Consider the following 20992-nt stretch of genomic DNA (forward strand, 5'->3'; position numbering starts at 1 on the left):
AAATTATATTTGCACAACATTATATACTAAACATTCTATAACGTCAACTGTATTAGTTATAGCGGTTATTTTATTAAGCTATTGTCGCACTTTCAACTAATAAGTCTATTGTCTTTCTTATTTTTATTTGTCCTTTTATATCTTCCTTATCAGCATCTCTTAAAGTAGTTTCTATTTTTTCTACTTCCATATTGTAAGCAGAAGCCATTTTTTCTAATTCAGCTTTAAATTCTTCTTCTGTTGCTTCAATTCCTTCAGCTTTAGTTATTGCTTCCAATACTAGAGAAGATTTAACTAATTTTTTAGCATCTTCTTTTCTTTCTTCTCTTAATTCTTCCATAGTTCTACCAGTCATCTCTAGTAATTGTTGTAATCCAAATCCTTGATATTGTAATTGGTAGTTAAGTTCGTTTAACATATTATCTATTTGATGTTCTACCATAACTTCTGGTATTTCTATTTCTGTATTTTCAGCAACTTTTTCTACTACTGAATTTCTAATTTCTGCATCTGCTTTATTTTTAGCTTCTTCTTCTAATTTAGCTCTTACATCTGCTTTTAATTCATCTAAAGTATCAAATTCACTAGTATCTTTAGCAAATTCATCATCTAATACAGATAATTCTTTTACTTTTACATCATTTACTTTTACATTAAATACAACTGGCTTTCCAGCTAAATCTTCTGAGTGGTATTCTTCTGGGAAAGTAACATTAACTTCAACTTCTTCACCAGCTTTTTTACCTACTAATTGCTCTTCAAATCCTGGTATAAATGTGTTTGAACCTATAACTAAGTTATAATTTTCACCTTTACCACCATCAAAAGCTACACCATTGTCAAAACCTTCAAAGTCTATTATAGCTGTATCTCCATCTTCTAAAGCTTTGTCTTCAACACTTACTAATCTAGCATTTTTTTCAACCATTTCTTGTAATTTAGCTTCAACATTTTCATCACTTACAGTATTCTCAACCTTAGCTACTTCTATACCCTTATAGTTTCCTAATTCAAACTCTGGTTTAACTTCAACATTAAGAACCATAACTAATCCATTGTCTTTGCTTATTTCTTCTATATCTAAATCTGGATTGTCTATTGGATCTATATCTAATTCCTTGATAGCTTCTGGATAAACTTCTGGGAATAACACTTCTATAGCATCATTATAGAAGATACCTTTTCCATATTGAGTTTCTATAACAATTCTTGGAGCTTTACCTTTTCTGAATCCAGGTATATTATATTTGCTTTTGCTTTTATTATAAGCCTTATTTACTGCTGCTTCAAATTTATTGTTATCTACTGTTATTTTTAAAGTAACTTTATTACCCTCTTTTTTAATTAGTTCTGCTTTCATCCTTCTAATCCTCCTAGTGATATTTATGTAATACCCGATAATGGTATCATAATTCATTCTATTTATAATTCAACCACTTAATTATATCACATAAGTTTTTTTATTTACAAGTGTTCCATTAATATCGTTGTACTTATTTGATAAAATTTAATTTTTTGAGTGTTTTTTGCTATTTTTTTAGATAAATACACCTTTATATGCGTATTTCCTCTATATTTATATCATCTTCTTCTATCTCCATAATTACAAAACTCTTATACGATACTCCTCTTGGAAGTGAAGTACTTCCAGGATTTATGTAAAGCACACCATTTTTAATTTCTCTAAATGGAGTATGAGTATGACCGAATATAACTATGTCAGCATTAACTTCAGTAGCTTTATTTTCTAACATTTGTGTTCCATATTTTACACCATACTTATCACCATGGCATAAAAATATAGTCTTATTTGCTACTTCAAAGACAAGTTCTTCTTCTATAGCATCAAAATCACAATTTCCTTTAACTGCAATAATTCCCACTTTAGTCATATTATGAAGATATCTTGAGTCTGTAAAGTTGTCTCCTGCATGAATTATTAAGTCACATTCTTCTAAATATGGTATTGTCTTTTCCATATTTTTAATCATCATATGTGTATCACTTATTATGCCTATTCTCATTACTTCACTACCCTTTTCATAAACTCTTGTTTCATAATCTTTAGTCCATTTGCTCTGTGGCTGATTGAATTTTTTATAACACTAGGTATTTCACCAAAAGTTTTATTATATCCCTTTACTATAAACAAGCTATCATATCCAAAGCCATTTTTGCCCTTTTCTTCAAAGCCTATCATTCCTTCACAAATTCCTCTTACTACAAATTCTTTTCCATCTGGAAAAACTACTGCTATTGCAGAGACAAATCTTGCATTTCTTTTACTCATTGGCACATTTTGCATGGCTTTTAATAGCTTTTCTCTATTTTCTTCATCTGTAGCATGCTCTCCTGCATATCTAGCTGAATAAACACCTGGTTTTTTGCCTAATGCATCTACCTCTAAACCAGAATCATCTGCTATAGCTATAAGTTTAGTTTTTCTAGCTATTGTTCTAGCTTTTATCAATGCATTATGCTCAAAGGTTTTTCCATCCTCTATTATTTCTATACCTGCTAAATCAACATCTTTTAGAGAATATACAGTATATTCAAAGTCCTTTAAGATTGCACCTATTTCTTCTAACTTATGAGCATTATTAGTAGCAATAACAACTTCATTGCCATAATCCATACCTAATATCTCATCTGCTATTTCACCTAAAACATCCCTTTGATGCCTTATTAGTTCTTTATTCCCTTTTTCTCCTAACTCTAACAATAAATTTAAATCTTTTCTTGAAAAAGGTTTCTCTTCACCAGTCCCCTGTACTTCTACAAACTCACACTTATCAGTCATTATTATATTCATATCTACTTGTGCTTTAGAATCTTCTTCGTAACATAAATCTAGCATATGAGTTTCATTTACTATTCCGACACTAATTGCAGATACAAAATTTGTTATTGGCATTTCTTTTAATGTTTTTGCTTTATATAATTTATAGATTGCTTCTGCAACTGCTACAAACGCCCCAGTTATAGATGCAGTTCTAGTTCCACCATCAGCTTGAATCACATCACAATCTACCCAAATAGTTCTTTCTCCTAATTTATTTAAGTCTATAACAGACCTTATCGCTCTTCCTATTAACCTTTGTATCTCTTGAGTTCTTCCGTCGATTTTTCCTCTAGATGCGTCCCTTATTTTTCTCTGTTGAGTTGCCCTTGGTAACATTGAATATTCAGCATTTATCCACCCAGTACCACTATTTCTCAAAAAAGGAGGTACTTTTTCTTCCACTGATGCAGTACATATAACCTTTGTCTCTCCCATTTCTATAAGAACAGAACCTTCTGCGTACTTTGTATAATTTCTAGTAATCTTTACAGGTCTTATCTGTTCATTAGTTCTATCATAACTTCTGGTCATTTTTTATATCCTTTCCTAATCCTTATATATTTTATAAATTTATTTTTATAAGTTTTAATTTTATTAATCTCATATAATGTCATTTTTCATAATTCGATAGCTTACTGAACTATTCTATCATTAATTATAGTAGTTTTCTACTAAATTAAGTGACTTTTTAGCCCTCTAATATAGCTTTTACTTCATCTTTCGATAATAAAGTTAATAATTCTAAAAATCTCTCTTCATCTATAACTTTAATTCCTAAATCATTTGCTTTTGTAAGTTTAGAGCCAGCTTCTTCTCCAGCTAAAACAAAAGTTGTCGATTTACTTACACTAGATGTAGCTTTTCCACCTCTTTTTTCTATCATATCTTTTGCATCATTTCTTTTTAATGTAGGAAGTGTACCAGTCAATACTATTTTCATTCCTTCAAATATTCTTTCTACTGTTTCACCTGTATTTTCTAATGATTTTGTATTTACTCCTACACTTTTTAGTTTTTCTATGACATTTATATTTTTATCTTCCTTAAAAAACTCAACAACACTATTTGCCATTATACTCCCAAATTCCTCTAAATCTTCTAATTGCTCAATTGTTGCAGAAATCACATCATCTAAATCTTTAAATTTTGAAGCAAGTATCTTAGCTGCCTTAACGCCTATAAATTTAATTCCTAAACCATTTATAAGTCTCCATAAATCATTTTCTTTTGACTTTTCTATTGAATTTATTAAATTATCAGCAGATTTTTCACCCATTCTTTCTAAATCAACTACATCTTCCTGTTTTATATAATATAAATCAGACACATCTTGAATTATTTTTTCATTTAGCAACAATGTAATTATAGATTCTCCTAAACCATCTATATTCATCGCGTCTCTTGATACAAAATGTATAATTCCCCTTCTTATTTGAGCTGGACAAGACATATTTATACACTTTACAGCAGCTTCTCCTTCTAATCTTACTGTTGGTTCTGAACAAACAGGGCATTTTTCTGGCATTTTAAAATCTACTTCCTCCCCAGTACGAGCTTCTTTTATAACTTCTAAAACTTGAGGTATTATATCTCCTGCTTTTTGAACCAATACTGTATCATTTATTTTTATGTCCTTCTCTTTTATATAGTCTTCATTATGAAGTGTTGCTCTACTTACAGTAGTACCAGCAAGTCTAACTGGTTCAAGTACTGCTGATGGTGTTATTGTACCAGTTCTTCCAACTTCTACTATTATATCTACTATTTTAGTTTTTTTCTTTTCTGCTGGAAATTTATATGCAATTGCCCATCTTGGGCTCTTTGCCGTATATCCCATCTCTTCCCTTTGTTTTATATTATTTACTTTTATTACCATTCCATCTATCTCGTATTCTAAATTACCTCTATTTTCTGTCCAATGTTCAATATGTTCGATAACTTCATCTATATTTTTACAAACTTTATAATTTTGACTTACTGAAAAGCCTAGCTTTTCTAAATATTCTAAGGATTCGCTGTGACTTTTTAAGTCATAATCTTCTATATTTTCCATATTGAATACAAATATATCTAGTGGTCTCTTTGCAGTTAATTTTGAGTCTAATTGTCTTAATGAACCTGCTGCAAGATTTCTTGGATTAGCAAATAGTGGTTGTTCCTGTTCTTCTTGTTGTTCATTCACTTTTCTAAAGTTATCTTTTGATATATAGACTTCTCCTCTAACTATTAACTCTTTTTTTTCATCTATTTTAAGAGGTATGCTTTTGACCGTCATTAAATTTTGAGAAATATCTTCTCCCACAATCCCATCACCTCTAGTTGCTCCTTTTTCAAACGCTCCATTATCATAGGTAAGACCTACTGAAAGCCCATCTATTTTAAATTCAACAACATATTCAACATTGTCTCCCACATAATCCTGAACTCTCTTATCAAAATCTCTCAAATCTTGTTCTGAAAAAGCATTTGATAAACTCAGCATAGGAGTTTTATGTACAATTTGATTAAATTTATCTAATGGCTTACCTCCTACTCTATTTGTTGGAGAATCAACTCTCTTTAGTTCTGGATTTTGTTCTTCCAAAGATATTAGTTCTTTCATTAGCTTGTCATATTCGTAGTCCGATATCTCTGGGCTATCTTGGTTATAATACCTTTCATTATGATAGTTTATTTGTTCTATAAGTTTATTAATTTCATTTTTAACGCTCACTCTTAGCACCTCTTCATATTTTTTAAATTGAATCATTTTAAAATTTCCCTATAATTAATTATTTCCTATTTATATATTTTTTAGTATATCACTTTTTTGACTTTAAATTTATTACAAAAAAAACTCTTATAGTATCTCTAACAATACCAATAAGAGTTTTTTATTTTCATTAGAATTTTTATATATTTAATAACCTTTTGATATATCTACAACATTATCTACAGGTTTATTTTCTATTATATAATGTTTTAAATTATTATAGACCATATTAAATGTTCTCTCTTTATTTTTATCAGACACCCAAGAGTTATGAGGAGTTACTATAACATTTTCAAGCTCCCATAGTTTATTATCTTTACTTAAAGGCTCACTTTCAAATACATCTAACGCTACACCTCTAAACTTCTCTACACAATCTTCTAAATCTTTCTGATTAATGGTGTTTCCTCTACCTACATTAATAAATACAGAACCTTCTTTCATAAGATTAAACATATCTTTATTTACTATTCCGTCTGTACTCTTTGTAGAAGGCATTGCTACGACTATTATGTCACATTCCTTAAATACAACATCCATATCTTCAGTAGAAAAACACTTGTCGAAGTATTTTTTATTACTTCCATCAGTATTGACTCCCCATATTTCTACACCAAAGGCCTTTAACCTTTTAGCTGCTTCTGATGATATAGTTCCTGTTCCAAGAAATCCAACCCTTTGACCATATAATTCTGATACAGAAAAATCCATTTTCCATTCTTTATTTTTCTGTTGTTTAAAAAATTTTGCACTATTTTTATAAATTTCTAAAATATACATAACAATGCTTTCACCAATAGGTATACTATACCCGCCTCTATTGTTAGCTATTTTGATATCTCTTTTTAACACATCTTCTTTTGGTATTTGGTCTATACCTACACTTGTTGTTTGTATATATTTTAAATTTTCCATTTTGGAAATATCTAGTCTGTCAAAAGGATTATATGTAACTAGCACATCTGCAGTGTTTACATCTTCATTATTTTCTATACTATCTTCAGAATAATGTATAACATCATATCCTAATTCATTTATTTTTTTAAATTTTTCTTCTCCATAATTTATTGTAAATAATACTTTCATTTTACTTTCCTCCATCCACTTATATTAAGATTTTTATATCTTACAGTATAATATGATACTTAACACATATTAGTTAAATTTATTAGAAGATGGTTCTAAAAACTAATTTACTTATGCTCAATTGTTTTTCCTGAAGACATAGCATTGCGTTCTTGAACTAAATTTTCTATTAAATTATTTAATGTCCAATCAATAGATGTCTCTGTTACCATTGCTGTAAAAGGTCTATTTATTCTTACTTTTTTCAATCCTTCTAAAAATGCATTTACTTGTGTGCTGGAAATATTATTAAATATTACAGACTTACTTTTAATTCCATTATCACATTCACTTGATATATTCCCATCCAAAATATCTCTTACTATGTTTTCACCATTTTTATCACTTAAAATGATATGGTCTCTTATTCCAGCAAAATTACTAACATTTTTAATTAATGATAATTCTTTTTGATTAAAATTTACAAACATAATACATTTCCTGCTGTGTATTTTATCTAGATTATTATTATTTATTTTTTCAAATGACATTTTATCCATCCTTTCATTTATCTATATATTTTAATTTACCCTATCTATTTAAAATAATCAATTTTTACAGATAATTTTTATATTAATACCCCAAATTACATACAACTAATTCATCTATCCAAAACTAATATATAAATTTAGAATAATTAGATTAATATTTACAAATTATAATCTAAAGGAGAGATATCATACCATGAAGACACTACTAAACAAAAATTTTAGCATTAAAAACTTTTCATCTGCTTGGATTATAGTACTTGGTTGCATGTTGATACAAGCTATACCATTTAGTATTGTAGCAAGTATACAGCCTCAGTTTATAAGTTATGTTGTAGAAGGAGAAGGTTTTAGATTAGCATCTTTTTCTCTAATATTTACTTTTGGTACTATTGCTTCAGCAATTGCTTCACCATTTATAGGTAAATTATTTTCCAAGGTCAATGTTAAGATATTATATTTATTAGGCTGTATAATTTCTAGCATTGGTTTTGCTACATTTTCTATATGTACTGAACTATGGCAATTTTATACAGTATCATGCATCGTACAAATTGGAGCTACAATTATATCTGCGATAGGAATACCAATTTTAATAAGTGCTTGGTTTGATGAAAAAAGTAAAGGAAAAGCTATGGGCTTTGCTTTTGCTGGTGGCTCTATTGGTAGTATATTTCTACAACAACTTGTAGTTCGTTCATTAGCATCTCAAGGATATAGCCGTTCTTATCTAACATTTGGAATTGTAGCACTAATAGTTGGTATACCTGTGACATTATTTATGCTTAAAATGCCTAAAGATACTAATGAGAAAATAAACTCTAAAATAAAAAATGATGAAACACCTAATAAAATAACCCCTTCAGTATGGGGTTATACGTTAAAAGAGGCTAAAAAGAATAAATATTTTTGGATTATGACAATTGGATTTGCTTTTGTAGGTATATATGTTTCATCATTATCTGTACAATATCCGACCTACCTTAGAAATTATATAAATCCAATTTTAATAGGAACAGTAGGTTCCACTTTTGCATTATTTGCTCTTATTGGTAATTTATTTGGAGGATTATTGTTTGATAAATTTGGTCAAATAAAACCACTGATTATATCTTTTATATTTGTACTTATAGCTACTTTATCATTACTATTTGTCGATAAATCTTCTAATCTTGCATTTGTATTTGCTATTTTAAAGGGTCTTTCTGTATTTGCTTATATGATAGGACCTGCTTATTTAACTGGTGCTTTTTTTGGTCAAAAGGAGTTTGGCAGTATTTTTGGCATTGTTCAGTTAATTTTTGCAATTGGATTTGCACTTGGTTCAACATTATTTGGATTACTCGTTGATAATTTTGGCTATAAATTCTCTTGGTCTATTATAATTTTATCAGTTATAGTCGCCTATGCCTTACTTATCACAGCTTCTATGGGAATGACAAAGTTAAATAAGAAAAGGTTAGATAAATTGGCACAATAATTAATTCTTAATCCCTATAAAAATTATACAAAAAAGATGGAGACTCTAATAACAACTAGAACTCCATCTTTTTATTAATTATATTATAATATAGCTAACTTTCTTTTATTTTTAACAGTATTATCTATATCCTCATCTTTAACTATAGTAAATGCTTTTGTTGGACATACATTTACACATGCTGGTCCTTCTGGTGAATCTATGCAAAAATCACATTTGTTTGCTGTCATTCTTTCTCTAAAGCAAAGCTTTCCTTTGTCTATATCTTTTAGTGTAACTATATCTATTGCTCCTATAGGACATGCCAGCATACAAGTCTTACATCCTATACAATTTTCTTCATTTATTTTTATTGTATTACCCACCCTAACTATACCACCATTTGGACAGGCCTTTGCACAAGGAGCATCCTCACAATGTCTACATTGTATTGGAGCACTAACTTCCTTTGTTTTTATGACAGAAAGTTTTGGATTAAAGTTTATCTCGTCTGGACTTTTGTAAAAAATATCTTCATCTGAATGTGCAACCACACATCCTATCATACAAGTTCTACATCCTATGCACTTATCAGGGTCTGCTATAACAAAATAATTCATTACTTAGCCACTTCCTTTCCTATACAGTATGTAGTGTGTAATAAATGATGAGATTTTTCTCCTAATGGCTCCACTAGATATTCATCATATAATTTTTTAATGTCAGAATTTTCATGAGATTTTCTAATTGCCAAGTGTTCATCATGCACATATGTTGCTTTTGTTCTATTTTCATAGGCTAATTCTTTATATTCTTCTAGTAAAATTTTTGGCTGACCTCCACCACTTACACATCCAACAGGACAAGTCATAACCTCTATAAAATCTATATCCAACTTTCCTTTTTCTAAATCTTCAAGTACTGGTATTACATTTTGCAGTCCACTTACTACACCAACTCTTAAGTCTAAATCACCTACCTTAATAGTTGATTTTCTAAAACCACTTTCTCCTCGTACTTGTTTTACTTCTACATTAGGTATGCTTTCTCCAGTTATAAGCTCATAACCTGTTCTTATAGCTGCTTCCATAACTCCACCAGTAACACCAAATATAGTTCCAGCTCCACTGTAACTACCTAAAGGGCTGTCAAACTTTTCTTCTCTTAAATTTTTAAAATCAATTCCCATGTCTTTTATTAGGTAAGCTAGTTCTCTAGTAGTTAACACTACATCTACATCTCTATATCCACTAGAATCCATCTCTTCTCTATCACATTCATACTTTTTACATGTGCATGGCATTATAGAAACACTAAATATTTTAGATGCATCCACATTATTTATTTCTGCGCCATATGTCTTAAATATTGCGCCACCCATCTGTTGAGGTGATTTACAAGAAGATAAGTGATTAGTTAACTTAGGATAATTTTTTTCCATAAATTTAACCCAAGCTGGACAACAAGATGTAAACATTGGAAGAGTTCCACCTTCTGTAACCCTCTTAATTAACTCACTACCTTCTTCCATTATAGTTAAATCAGCTGCGAAATTAGTATCATAAACTCTATCAAATTTTAATGCTCTAAGCGCTGCTGCCATTTTTCCAGCACCTAAATATCCTAGATAGTATCCAAAATCCTCTCCCAAAGCTACTCTAACTGCTGGTGCACATTGAACCATAGTAAATACATCTGGGTCACTTAAAGCTTTTTTTACCCTATCTACATCGCATACATTATGTGCTGCGAATATAGGTTCATTTATTGATTCTGGTATTTTTCGTTCTTGTTTTTTATCTTTCAAAAACTCAAATCCTTCATCTATAACTGAAGCATACGATTTACAAGTTTGAACACATTGACCACACATAACACATCTATCTAAGTTTATCTCTTGTGGTTTTCCTTCTTCCCCCTCAATAGCATTTACTGGACATACCTTTGAACATTCTCTGCATCCAGTACATAAATCTTTATCTATATTTATTATCATAAACGTCACCCCTTTATCCTTTATTTATTTGTCAACAATAAACTAAGTGCAGCTTGTCTATTCTTAGCTTTTTTGTCATCTATTGGAGTAACAAGTTTTAATGCATCTTGAGGACATGCGCTTATACAAGCTATTTTTTCATTGTCTTTACATAAATCGCACTTATACGCTATTTTTTTATTTTCTTCCAAAATTACTTGTTCTACTTCTTTACCATCTTTATATTGTGGAAGTAAATCTATAGCTCCAAAAGGACATGCTAGGAGACAAGTTTTACACCCTATACACTTTTCTTCATTAACAAACATGACATTGTTCTCTTTGTTTATAGCTTTTTGTGGACATGAATTTAGACAAGGAGCATCTTCGCAATGTCTACATTGTATTGGCATACAGAAAGTATCACCTTTTACTAAATAGAGTCTAGGTATAACTGGTATGTCAACTGTCCCAACCGTATATCCTACATTATTATGTTGGTTATGCATTGTAAAACAAGCTACTTCACAAGATCTGCAACCTGTACATTTACTTGGGTCTGCTATTACAAAAGAGCCTATTTTATTATTCATATTATCCCACCTTTCAATTTGTATATTTCTAAGTCCCTAGTTATTTTTATTATATATATTTATATATTTTAGTGTTTTTTCAATACTTATATTTCGCTTGCATTTTTTACACAAATTATATTTATTGGCATATACTTTGTCAGTATCATCAATTACTACTCCACACACTTCACATCTTGAATATTTTTTTTCTTCTTTATTAGCATACATACGCTTCAGTCTCACTTTTTGATAACTCTCTGTGAATTTGCATAGATATTCATTCGTCTTCCTCTTACAAATCCAATAAGAGTTATATTTAATTTTTTAGAAAGCTCTATTGATAAATTAGTTGGTGCTGATTTTGATATTACAATAGGAATTTGAGTCATAGCTGCCTTTAGTATCATCTCTAAAGATATTCTCCCACTTACAACTACAGTTTTATCTTTTAGTGATATTTCATTTAAAACACAAAACCCTATTGCTTTATCCATTGCGTTATGCCTTGCTACATCTTCACAGGTCACTATTTTTTTATCATTATCAAATATGGATACACTATGTACTCCACCTGTATTTTTAAATAATTCTGACGAATTTAAGTTTTTATCCATTATACTGTAAATCGCATCATAATTTATTTTTATATTACTCTCTACAGGAGCACAACTTATATAGTCTAGTGAGTTTAAAAATATAATTTGTTCCTCTTCATCCTTATGTCTCTCTTGAATAGTTACTTTTGTAACACGTTCCTTATCATTTATTTCTATATCTAATATGTCTTTTTTATTTTCTATATATCCCTTTGTTCTCAAAAAACCAACTACAAGCTCTTTTAAATTATATGGTGTACATAAAAATGTATTTATGTATTTATCATTTAAAATAAAGCTAAGTGGATATTCTGCAATTATTTCTTCATATTCATTTGATAAATCATGTTCATTTATTTTGCTTATTTCTAATTTAAAAGAATTCATGTATTCATAATCTACTAAACTATAACTGTTTTCAAAAACTTCACCTTTACTATTTTCTTGGGACTTAGTTTTTGAGTATATATTCTCCATAAGATATTTGCCCTTCCGCTTTTTATAAATCTTTAATCTAATAACTACTAAACATTTGTGGCAGTCATTTTATCTTTAAGACTTTGATATTCTTCTCTTACACATTTCTCTGCTAACTCTTGGTCATCAAGTTTTTCAAGTTTAACAGCACAATATTTGTATTCTGGTGTTTTAGATATAGGGTCTAAGTTTGCTATTGTAAGCTCATTACAAGCTCCAACCCACCACTGATAAGTCATATATGTTGCTCCTTCTTTAACTCTGTCAGTTACTGTTGCTCTTGTTATTACACTTCCTCTTCTTGAACTAATTCTAACTAGTTCATCATCTTCAATTCCTAATCTATCTGCATCATTACAATTTATTTGAACACGACCTGGCTCATCTTCTAATGAACTAAGTGTTCTACAGTTACCAGTCATAGTTCTTACTGAATAGTGACCAACTTCTCTCACAGTACATAAACTAAATGGATACTCATCATCTTCAACTTCCATAGGAGGTCTCCATTCTGCAGCAAATAAATTACCTCTTCCATTAGGAGTAGAGAATTTTTGTCCTTCATATAGATACATAGTTCCTTTGTCTTCCATACTTTCACTCTTACAAGGCCATTGAACAGAACCTTGAGCCTCTATTTTTTCATAAGTAGCGCCTAAGAAATTTGGACATAATGCTCTTAGTTCATCCCATATTTCTCTAGTATTTTTGTAGTTCATAGGATATCCCATTGCTGTAGAAATTTCACTTATAATTTGCCAGTCTGGTTTTACATCTCCTTGTGGCTCTATAGCTTTTCTCATCAATTGGAATCCTCTATCTGCACATGTATATACTCCATCATGTTCGCCCCAAGAAGTAGCTGGCAGTATAACATCAGCATGAAGTGCTGTCTTATTCATAAATATATCTTGAACAACAACAAACTCTAACTCATCTAAAGCCTCTCTAACTTCTGATGCATCTGGGTCACTTTGTACTGGGTCTTCCCCAAATATATAATAAGCTTTAAGCTTCTTCTCTTTTAACACTAAATTTGGAACTTGAGTTAAACTATATCCATTATTAGGAGATAACTTTACTCCCCAAGCATTTTCAAATTTTTCTCTTATCTTATCATCAGTTACATTTTGATAACCAGGATATACATTAGGAAGAGCCCCCATATCACAAGCTCCTTGAACATTATTTTGTCCACGTACAGGTCCTATTCCAACGCTTTCTCTACCAAAATTACCTGTAAGTAGAGCAATTGATGCAAGCCCTTTAACTACATCAACAGCTTGACCAAATTGGCAGACACCCATTCCATAAAGTATCATTGCTTTCTTACCTTTTGCATATTCTCTCATAGCTCTTCTTATAAGTTCTTCTGGAATTCCTGTCAGCTTCTCAGCATATTTAGCTGTATATGGTTTAACAATTTCTTTGTACTCATCAAATCCTTGTGTATGGTTTTGAACAAAGTCTTTATTGTAAAGACCTTCTTCTATTAAAACGTTTCCAAAAGCATTTACTAAAACCATATTTGTTCCACCCTTTATAGGTAGATGTATATCAGCAATTCTTGCAGACTCAGTTAATCTAGGGTCAGTAACAATTAACTTAGCTCCATTTTTCTTAGCTTTAATTATTCTATTTGCAACTATTGGATGTGAATCTGCTCCATTATATCCAAATATGAATAAAACATCTGCGTTTTCTATTTCTGGTATAGAATTAGACATTGCACCACTACCTAATGAGTAAGCCAGACCGGCTACAGATGGTGCATGTCAGACACGAGCACAATGGTCAACATTATTAGTTCCTATTGTAGCTCTCATAAATTTTTGCATTATATAATTTGCTTCATTACCAGGCCCTCTTGCAGAGCCTGTTCCCATAATAGAATCAGGACCATATTTTTCTTTAATTTCGTTTAATCTTGAAGCTGTATAACTTATAGCTTCATCCCATTCAACCTCTTCTAACACACCTTGTTTTCTTATCATTGGTTTTTTTAGTCTAGGTGTTAAAATTTTAGGGTCATTTAGAAAATCCCATCCATAACGACCTTTTAAACATAAACTTCCTTGATTTGTTCTACCATCAGCTGGCTCTGCTTTTAATATCTTGTTATCTTTTACTACTAGATATAATTGGCATCCAGCTCCACAGTATGGACAAACTGTTAAAATTTTCTTCTCCATACATTTCCCCCCTTAGATTTATCCCCTGATGAGTAAAATTTACCTTAAAGATAATAAAGTACTTTTATAATATGCAAAATTTACAAATATTTTGCAATATTATCTATTAAATTCAACAATTTTCTCACAATTCCTTTTAAATTTCAAAAAAAATATGTCATAACAGTCCTTATATTTTAATCGCCTAATTAAAATATTATAGTTCTTATGACATATTTTTTACTATATGCTTATTTAGATTTATCTAATTTTCACTTAAAATGGCATTTCTACCAATTCTATTTTTCATTCTATAGTGAGTGATTACAGTAAAGATACCACTTCCAATCAGAATCAAATAGTACATAAATCCACCATATAAAAATACTGCATAACCCATTAGAGGTTGAGGAAATACTGATTTAAATATAGTGAAAAATGCTAATTCATTAGCTCCTACATTACCAGGTGTTGGTATTGGAGATATTGCCATATATAAAAAAGCTTGTAGTGTTAATATATAAATATAACTATAACCTTGTAAATTAAATGCTTTATATATCCAAAATGATACACTAAAGTAAGCACTTAATTGAATAAAAGTCACTATAATAGTTAAAATCAATACTTTTTTATTTTTAGCAAAAAAACTTATTGCTTTACTATAATCATCTATAAAATTTTCTATAGAGTCTACTTTACTCTCTAGGAATCTTAAAAACTTAAATTTTGATAAATATTTTACTGAAACTCTCATAAAATATTTTATTTTTTGAGGATTTAAAATAACTAAAATTATCATAATTAAAACAAATGAATTAATTGCTATTCCTAGAAACACTAAGGGCATGATTACTTTCATTTGTTTTTCTAGCATAGCTAGATTCATTAATACTAATATTGTGCAATAAACAGTAACTACTATTTGAAAAATAATAGACTTATTTGTAACAACTGCACTTGCTTTACTAAGTGGCATTTTGCATTTTTTAAGTACATATATTTGTACTGGTTGGCTTCCTGAAGCAAATGGAGTTATTAGATTATAATAAAATCCCATAATGGCTAGCTTGAAACCAATAAATCTAATATTGACTTTGTGAGTACTTTCTATAATTATCTTCATTACTAATCCTTCAAGCATTATGTGAGACATTATTGCCAAAGCCCCTACAAATAAAAACTTTTTATCTACCATAGTTATAACATTTGATAACATCTTAATATCTAATGTTTTAAATACCAAGTAAATTGTTATACCTATTAATAAAAATAAAAATGTATACTGTAGTAGACTCTTTCTAATATTTTTTAGTTTATCCATTAGAAAAACCATCCTTTGCTCAAGATTTATATTAAACACCATATTATTAGTATACACTACTAATATTAATATTTTATAACAAAATACCTTACAATTTTGTAATTTACAAAAAATATTAATCTATAAATTAAATTTTAATATATAGATTAATATTTTACAAACATTTTGTAGATATATAATGTATTTGCACTGAGTAATACTTTATTATATCCACTTATATCCTATCCCCCATACAGTCTCTATTGTATAAATATCATAAGATTTCAACTTGCTTCGTATATTTTTTATGTGTTCTGTAATAACACTTATATCACTTTCTCCATCAAATCCATATATATGCTCATATATTCTTTCTTTTGAAAAGACTTGTCCCTTATTTTTTGCTAGAAATTCACATATTAGGTACTCACTCTTAGTAAAATTTATCTTATTATTATCAACAGAAATTTCTTTTCCCAAAAAATTAAATTGAACATTTGATATAGTTAATGAATTTTTTTTCTCTCTATTTTCTCTTCTCAAATGAGCATTTATTCTGGCTCTTAACTCACCTACACCAAAAGGCTTTGTAATATAATCATCTGCCCCTATACCAAGACCATACATAACATCACTTTCCATATTTTTAGCTGTCAAAAACAATATTGGACAATCAACCTTATTTCTTATAATTTTACATACTTCAAAACCATCCATTTTGGGCATCATTACATCTAATATTATTAGATTAAAAGGATTATAATCAATATCAAAAATGTTTTCTACATCACTAATTACCTTTACTTCATGCCCATCTCTTTTTAATATATTTTCAATTAACTTTAACATATCTAATTCATCATCTACTACTAGTATCTTAGACATACTAACACCTCCATTACATCTTTAATGACACCTTAATTTATATATTTAGTTATATCTTTATAAATTTATATAAAATCTCATACTATTATATTATAACTTAAAGCAATTAATTAATATTTTATAGCAGAATCATTTTAACACTTCAAACATAAAAAATTTATATTTTAAACACTTAATATTTATTTTACATAGATTCCTTTAAATAGCAAAATTTATTTATTAATTTAATATTGTAATATTCTGGATATATAATAAAATCAATAATAAGAAAACTTTTTATAAATATATACATAGGTCTTTAAATCGGAGGAAAATATTATGGATAAAAATATCAAAACAAGTAATTATAATGTTCCATTTGATTATGCACGAAAAAAACTCAAAGAATTAGACCCTCATACAATTAGTAATTTAAGTAATATTGACTTTAATAGTGATTCAAGCAAATTTACTATTGATTTTTTTGGTAGACAGTATATAGTTGATTATCCGAGTGGAGAAGTTTGGAATAGCAATGGAAGTCTCTGTAAAAATTTCGAACTTAAGATTCTAATGCTTAGGTATTTGTGTAATTCTAAAGGTATACCTCTTACAAATAAATATATAACTTTTAAAGAAATTCCTGGAGGCAATGTCTATTATCCTAACTTTCTAAATAGAACTCTAGCAAGACTTTCAGAAATCTTTACATCTAAAATAGATAAATATAAACTGGTCATGGAGAATATTGGAGCTGAAAAAGTAAAGATGGGTGACCTAGCTTATAAGTTTACATACATAGGTAATACTTCTATGATATTTATACTTTGGTTTGGAGATGATGAATTTCCACCAAATTCAAATATATTATTTGACTCTAATATAATTTATTATTTTAATGCAGAAGACTTAGCAGTTGTTCCTGACACAGCTATAGATGCAATTTTGAATAAAGTAAATCAATTATAAACATTGATACTATTGTAGTAGAATTCTTGATAAATTTAGTCAGAATCTAATATGAAATGGAGTTAAGAAATGAACGTAGAAAATCAATATTTATCAGATAAGGTAAACCAAGTGCACTAGCTACAACACACTACTATGAGATATTAGAAAATCTAGAAAAAAGATAATGTTATTATACACAAATAAGTATAGCTTCTTTGTATTTTTTAAAGCTGCTATACTTATTTAAAATGATGTTACATAAAACATGTTAAACTGGCTGGTCTAACCGATTTAAATATTATTGTTTACTCTTTCCAATTTGTAACACAATCTCATAATTTAACTTACTTCTCCTTAGGTCAACTCCAGATATACTTTTTATCATCCCACAGTCTAACATGTCTTCAAAGACCTTTCTAGATATGCCAAGCTTCTCACGTAATAACGTGGATACCTTTAATTGACATGGATACTTACTTGCAATACGAATTTGTGTAGAGTCATCAATACAAATATCTTGACCTACTATTTTATATTCTGGGATGCCAACTTTCGCCCCATTTCTATGTAAAAACTCAACATTCATAGCATATTGTTTAACAAGATTATAATCATTCGTATAAAATTGTTCTAATATCTCTGGATTTAAGTTTTTTGGATTAATACGAGAATATATGGTTGAATTCCATGTTGAATCACAATTTGAGCATTTATATATTAACCAAATATCTAAATACTTATGTTGGGCATTCACTCTAAATAAATCTGAACAGATGTATTCAGTCTTTTTCCCACATTTTTTACAGTACCTAATTACTGGCAATTGGGATTTATACTCAATCTCCCAAGTAATTTTTTGCATAAATACATTTTCCTTTCTATAATATTGCTAAAATAGAAAGTCGTGAAAAGGTGGAATATAATCAAGCATTTTTTTCAAAACAGTACCTCCTAATTTTTAATAAATTTAAATTTCAATTACACACTTATATAATAAATTATTTTCTCTTAATATAGACACTACTGCTGAATTTTCTTATTATATAAGCTTCTGAAATTAATTAAATTATAGCATCCACTAAAAAAAAACTATACCTTAAACATTTTTAACAAAAGAAAATAAGCCAGTATAGTTATATAACTATACTGGCTTATATTTAAATATCTTTTCTTTTTTCTTGTAATATAATTCTTTGAATACTCTTCAAAGACAGATAATATTTTTCTGATAAATACTGCAAATCATGACCAACTTGATAATCTTCATAAATTTGCATATTTCTAATTGTTAAATCTTCACGAGTAGATGTATTACTTCCCCATTCTCTTTTATTGTTTGATTTTCTGGGAATATAAATACATTCTCCATCCACATATTCTTGTATCAATTCAAGTAATTCTTCTGGTAATATATGTATTGCTTTTTTATAGCTCATTTTGCTCTCCTATTAAACAGTAATTTTTTATTAGGAATAGCAAAGGGCTATCTGTATATTAAATTTTATAGTTGCAATAGCCCTTGCTATGCAAAAATAAAGATTAAATCAAGCATAAAGTCTCACCCCTCCTTATATCACAGCGATACATATAAGTCTATCAATAGCACAAATAGTTGTCAATCAACATAATTTCTTTATTTTTTATTTATATTTGTAGTTTATTATATATCAAATTAGAATTGTTAATTAAAAAAAAACTTTTACATTGATGGGTTTATTACTGAACATGGAACTCCAACTATACATTTTCCACAGATATCACATCCACCTATATAAGAATATTTTTTCTCATTTATCATACACATTTCATAACACTTATTTCTATCAAACCCATCTTCTTTTAAAGCTTCTTTCACACATTTACTTACACACTTTTTACAACTATTATTATGTTTATACAAGCAGTATTCCTTTTCTGGTCTTTTAGTTGGTTCTAACTTTAAGCTTGTGATTATACTTCCTATCCTTCCACAACATCCTTTTTCTGTAATAAGCATATTGTTTAGACCAAAAGTTCCAAGACCTGCTATGAATGCTACATGTCTTTGTGACCAATCACTAATCAATTTATCATTATCAAAATTATATGACCCAGGAATAGCATAGGAGTCAAATCCCATGTTGCCTAGCTCTTCACATAAAAAATTATTTAAATCGGAAATCAATTTATTAGTTTCTATATAAGCTCTTGCCCAACTTTCTGAACATTCGAGCCCTCCAATATTACTATTATTTATGTTTTTATCAAAGGGTATAAAATATGTAATTATAGTCTTACCATCTTTTAAAAAATCTTTTGGCATAGCATGAGATGTTCCTACAATATTTTTTAACTGATAAAACATTTCATCTTCAGCAGAAGCATAGGCAAATAAAAGCTCTTGCCACTTTTGAGTCACATCATTTGAATTATAATAATCTTTTACAAAGTTATTCATTAATTTTTCAATTCTATTTTTCATAATATCCCCCCAAAAAAGTATCTCTTTCTAATTTAATACTATTATTTTATATTATATAATAGTATGCTATATTCTGCTCATCAATTAATATAAAAAAGCTTCTAATATCAATCAGATACTAGAAGCCTTTTTTTAATTATATAATTTAGTTAATCGAAATTCCTGCACTTGCATATCCTGCTACAGTATTAACTAATGAAAGTCCTGACGCTGTCGCTGTAAATACTAGTAAGAATCGAGTTTGTGCTGTTACTGATATATTTAATCCTGTTACAATTCCATTAGAAACTGAACCAAGTGATAATATACCTGTAAGTGGTGGAGCCAGTGTAACTGTTGCTCCTGGTACAGCTGTAAATGAGTTGTTTGGTGCAGTTGATTCATAAAGTGTAGCTGTAATTGTGACTGTTGAACCAATAAGTGAAAGCGCTGCTGTTGTACTAAAATATGCTGAAATAGATGTTATTGTTCCAGCTCTTGGCATTGAAAATGCAAAGTTAGTCAATGTTCCTGCTGCATTTGTAAGGTCTATTACTCCACCAACTATACTTAGGCCTGGAGCTGAACTTCCAAAACCTACAAATCCTGGTGTGCCCACTAATCCACCAGCTATAGTTGTAAGTGCTAGTGGTATACCTGATGCAAAAGGTATTATAGCACTAGCTCCTGGTATTCCTGTTGCCCCTGTTGGACCTGTTGCTCCTGTTGGACCTGTTACTCCTGTTGCTCCATCTGCTCCTGTATTTCCTGTTGCTCCTGTTGGTCCTGTTGCTCCATCTGCTCCTGTATTTCCTGTTGCCCCTGTTGGTCCTGTTGCTCCATCTGCTCCTGTATTTCCTGTTGTGGGGGATGGGCATGTGGATGCTTTTAGCCCGTGGGATACTGGAAGGAGTGGTGAACAGGTTGGGGCACTCAACATAGCGCAGGCGGAGGGCCACGGTCGGCGTGTGAGG

Annotated in this window: 20 protein-coding genes; 2 read left to right on the forward strand and 18 right to left on the reverse strand. The window is 29.5% G+C overall.

Going from position 1 to position 20992, the window contains the following annotated elements; genetic code table 11:
• Positions 1-73: 73 nt before the first annotated feature.
• The 6 genes from tig to IC219_RS19575 all read right to left on the reverse strand — a co-directional run bounded on the left by tig (position 74) and on the right by IC219_RS19575 (position 7210).
• Positions 74-1360, reverse strand: coding sequence for a trigger factor (tig, locus tag IC219_RS19550; RefSeq protein WP_227435749.1), 1287 nt, complete (start codon positions 1358-1360; stop codon positions 74-76).
• Positions 1361-1553: 193 nt separating this feature from the next.
• The gene (locus tag IC219_RS19555) at positions 1554-2024 is read right to left on the reverse strand and encodes a metallophosphoesterase family protein (RefSeq protein WP_227435747.1); all 471 of its coding nucleotides are present in this window, start codon (positions 2022-2024) and stop codon (positions 1554-1556) included.
• Positions 2024-3373, reverse strand: coding sequence for a ribonuclease PH (gene rph / locus IC219_RS19560; RefSeq protein ID WP_227435745.1), 1350 nt, complete (start codon positions 3371-3373; stop codon positions 2024-2026). The genes IC219_RS19555 and rph overlap by 1 nt, the downstream gene beginning before the upstream one ends.
• Positions 3374-3530: 157 nt before the next feature.
• Entirely contained in the window at positions 3531-5555 is a 2025-nt protein-coding gene (ligA, locus tag IC219_RS19565; protein ID WP_227824506.1) for an NAD-dependent DNA ligase LigA, read from the reverse strand.
• A 186-nt stretch (positions 5556-5741) separates the two neighbouring features.
• Positions 5742-6680, reverse strand: coding sequence for a phosphoglycerate dehydrogenase (locus IC219_RS19570; RefSeq protein WP_227435742.1), 939 nt, complete (start codon positions 6678-6680; stop codon positions 5742-5744).
• A gap of 107 nt (positions 6681-6787) precedes the next feature.
• Positions 6788-7210: a DUF3783 domain-containing protein gene (locus IC219_RS19575; RefSeq protein WP_227481839.1), complete on the reverse strand. Its 423-nt coding sequence runs from the start codon at positions 7208-7210 to the stop codon at positions 6788-6790.
• Positions 7211-7403: 193 nt separating this feature from the next.
• On the opposite strand from IC219_RS19575, the gene IC219_RS19580 reads away from it, so the two are divergent.
• The gene (locus IC219_RS19580; protein ID WP_227824507.1) at positions 7404-8687 is read left to right on the forward strand and encodes a conjugated bile salt MFS transporter; all 1284 of its coding nucleotides are present in this window, start codon (positions 7404-7406) and stop codon (positions 8685-8687) included.
• An 83-nt stretch (positions 8688-8770) separates the two neighbouring features.
• Here the strand turns inward: IC219_RS19580 and IC219_RS19585 are convergent, their stop codons facing one another.
• The 8 genes from IC219_RS19585 to IC219_RS19620 form a co-directional block, all read right to left on the reverse strand.
• Positions 8771-9286, reverse strand: a complete 516-nt coding sequence (locus tag IC219_RS19585; RefSeq protein WP_227435736.1) for a 4Fe-4S dicluster domain-containing protein — start codon at positions 9284-9286, stop codon at positions 8771-8773.
• Positions 9286-10662: a [FeFe] hydrogenase, group A gene (locus IC219_RS19590; RefSeq protein ID WP_227824508.1), complete on the reverse strand. Its 1377-nt coding sequence runs from the start codon at positions 10660-10662 to the stop codon at positions 9286-9288. The genes IC219_RS19585 and IC219_RS19590 overlap by 1 nt, the downstream gene beginning before the upstream one ends.
• 20 nt (positions 10663-10682) lie before the next feature.
• A complete protein-coding gene (locus IC219_RS19595; RefSeq protein WP_227435731.1) occupies positions 10683-11234 on the reverse strand; it encodes a 4Fe-4S dicluster domain-containing protein in 552 nt (183 codons plus the stop codon).
• A gap of 36 nt (positions 11235-11270) precedes the next feature.
• On the reverse strand, positions 11271-11444 hold the full coding sequence (locus IC219_RS19600; RefSeq protein WP_227435728.1) for a hypothetical protein: 174 nt from the start codon (positions 11442-11444) through the stop codon (positions 11271-11273).
• 11 nt (positions 11445-11455) lie between these two features.
• Positions 11456-12289, reverse strand: coding sequence for a formate dehydrogenase accessory sulfurtransferase FdhD (gene fdhD, locus IC219_RS19605; protein WP_227435717.1), 834 nt, complete (start codon positions 12287-12289; stop codon positions 11456-11458).
• A gap of 47 nt (positions 12290-12336) precedes the next feature.
• On the reverse strand, positions 12337-14481 hold the full coding sequence (gene fdhF / locus IC219_RS19610) for a formate dehydrogenase subunit alpha (RefSeq protein ID WP_227481836.1): 2145 nt from the start codon (positions 14479-14481) through the stop codon (positions 12337-12339).
• A gap of 244 nt (positions 14482-14725) precedes the next feature.
• Entirely contained in the window at positions 14726-15784 is a 1059-nt protein-coding gene (locus IC219_RS19615; protein ID WP_227435711.1) for a lysylphosphatidylglycerol synthase transmembrane domain-containing protein, read from the reverse strand.
• A gap of 204 nt (positions 15785-15988) precedes the next feature.
• The gene (locus IC219_RS19620) at positions 15989-16648 is read right to left on the reverse strand and encodes a response regulator transcription factor (RefSeq protein WP_227481835.1); all 660 of its coding nucleotides are present in this window, start codon (positions 16646-16648) and stop codon (positions 15989-15991) included.
• A gap of 318 nt (positions 16649-16966) precedes the next feature.
• Here IC219_RS19620 and IC219_RS19625 point away from each other — a divergent pair, with 318 nt between their 5' ends.
• Positions 16967-17596, forward strand: a complete 630-nt coding sequence (locus IC219_RS19625) for a DUF3786 domain-containing protein (protein WP_227831921.1) — start codon at positions 16967-16969, stop codon at positions 17594-17596.
• 280 nt (positions 17597-17876) lie between these two features.
• Here IC219_RS19625 and IC219_RS19630 read toward each other — a convergent pair whose 3' ends face one another.
• The 4 genes from IC219_RS19630 to IC219_RS19645 all read right to left on the reverse strand — a co-directional run.
• The gene (locus tag IC219_RS19630) at positions 17877-18440 is read right to left on the reverse strand and encodes a DUF1062 domain-containing protein (RefSeq protein ID WP_227435703.1); all 564 of its coding nucleotides are present in this window, start codon (positions 18438-18440) and stop codon (positions 17877-17879) included.
• A 295-nt stretch (positions 18441-18735) separates the two neighbouring features.
• On the reverse strand, positions 18736-19014 hold the full coding sequence (locus IC219_RS19635) for a CD3324 family protein (RefSeq protein ID WP_227435701.1): 279 nt from the start codon (positions 19012-19014) through the stop codon (positions 18736-18738).
• Positions 19015-19277: 263 nt separating this feature from the next.
• Positions 19278-20039 carry an epoxyqueuosine reductase gene (locus IC219_RS19640; RefSeq protein ID WP_227435699.1) on the reverse strand — a complete coding sequence of 254 codons (762 nt, stop codon included), beginning with the start codon at positions 20037-20039 and terminating at the stop codon, positions 19278-19280.
• 145 nt (positions 20040-20184) lie between these two features.
• Positions 20185-20992 (reverse strand): exosporium glycoprotein BclB-related protein (locus IC219_RS19645; protein WP_285894939.1); only part of this gene is annotated, 808 nt, incomplete at its 5' end.

The organism is Clostridioides sp. ES-W-0018-02 (genome assembly GCF_020658175.1).
Lineage (GTDB): Bacteria > Bacillota > Clostridia > Peptostreptococcales > Peptostreptococcaceae > Clostridioides.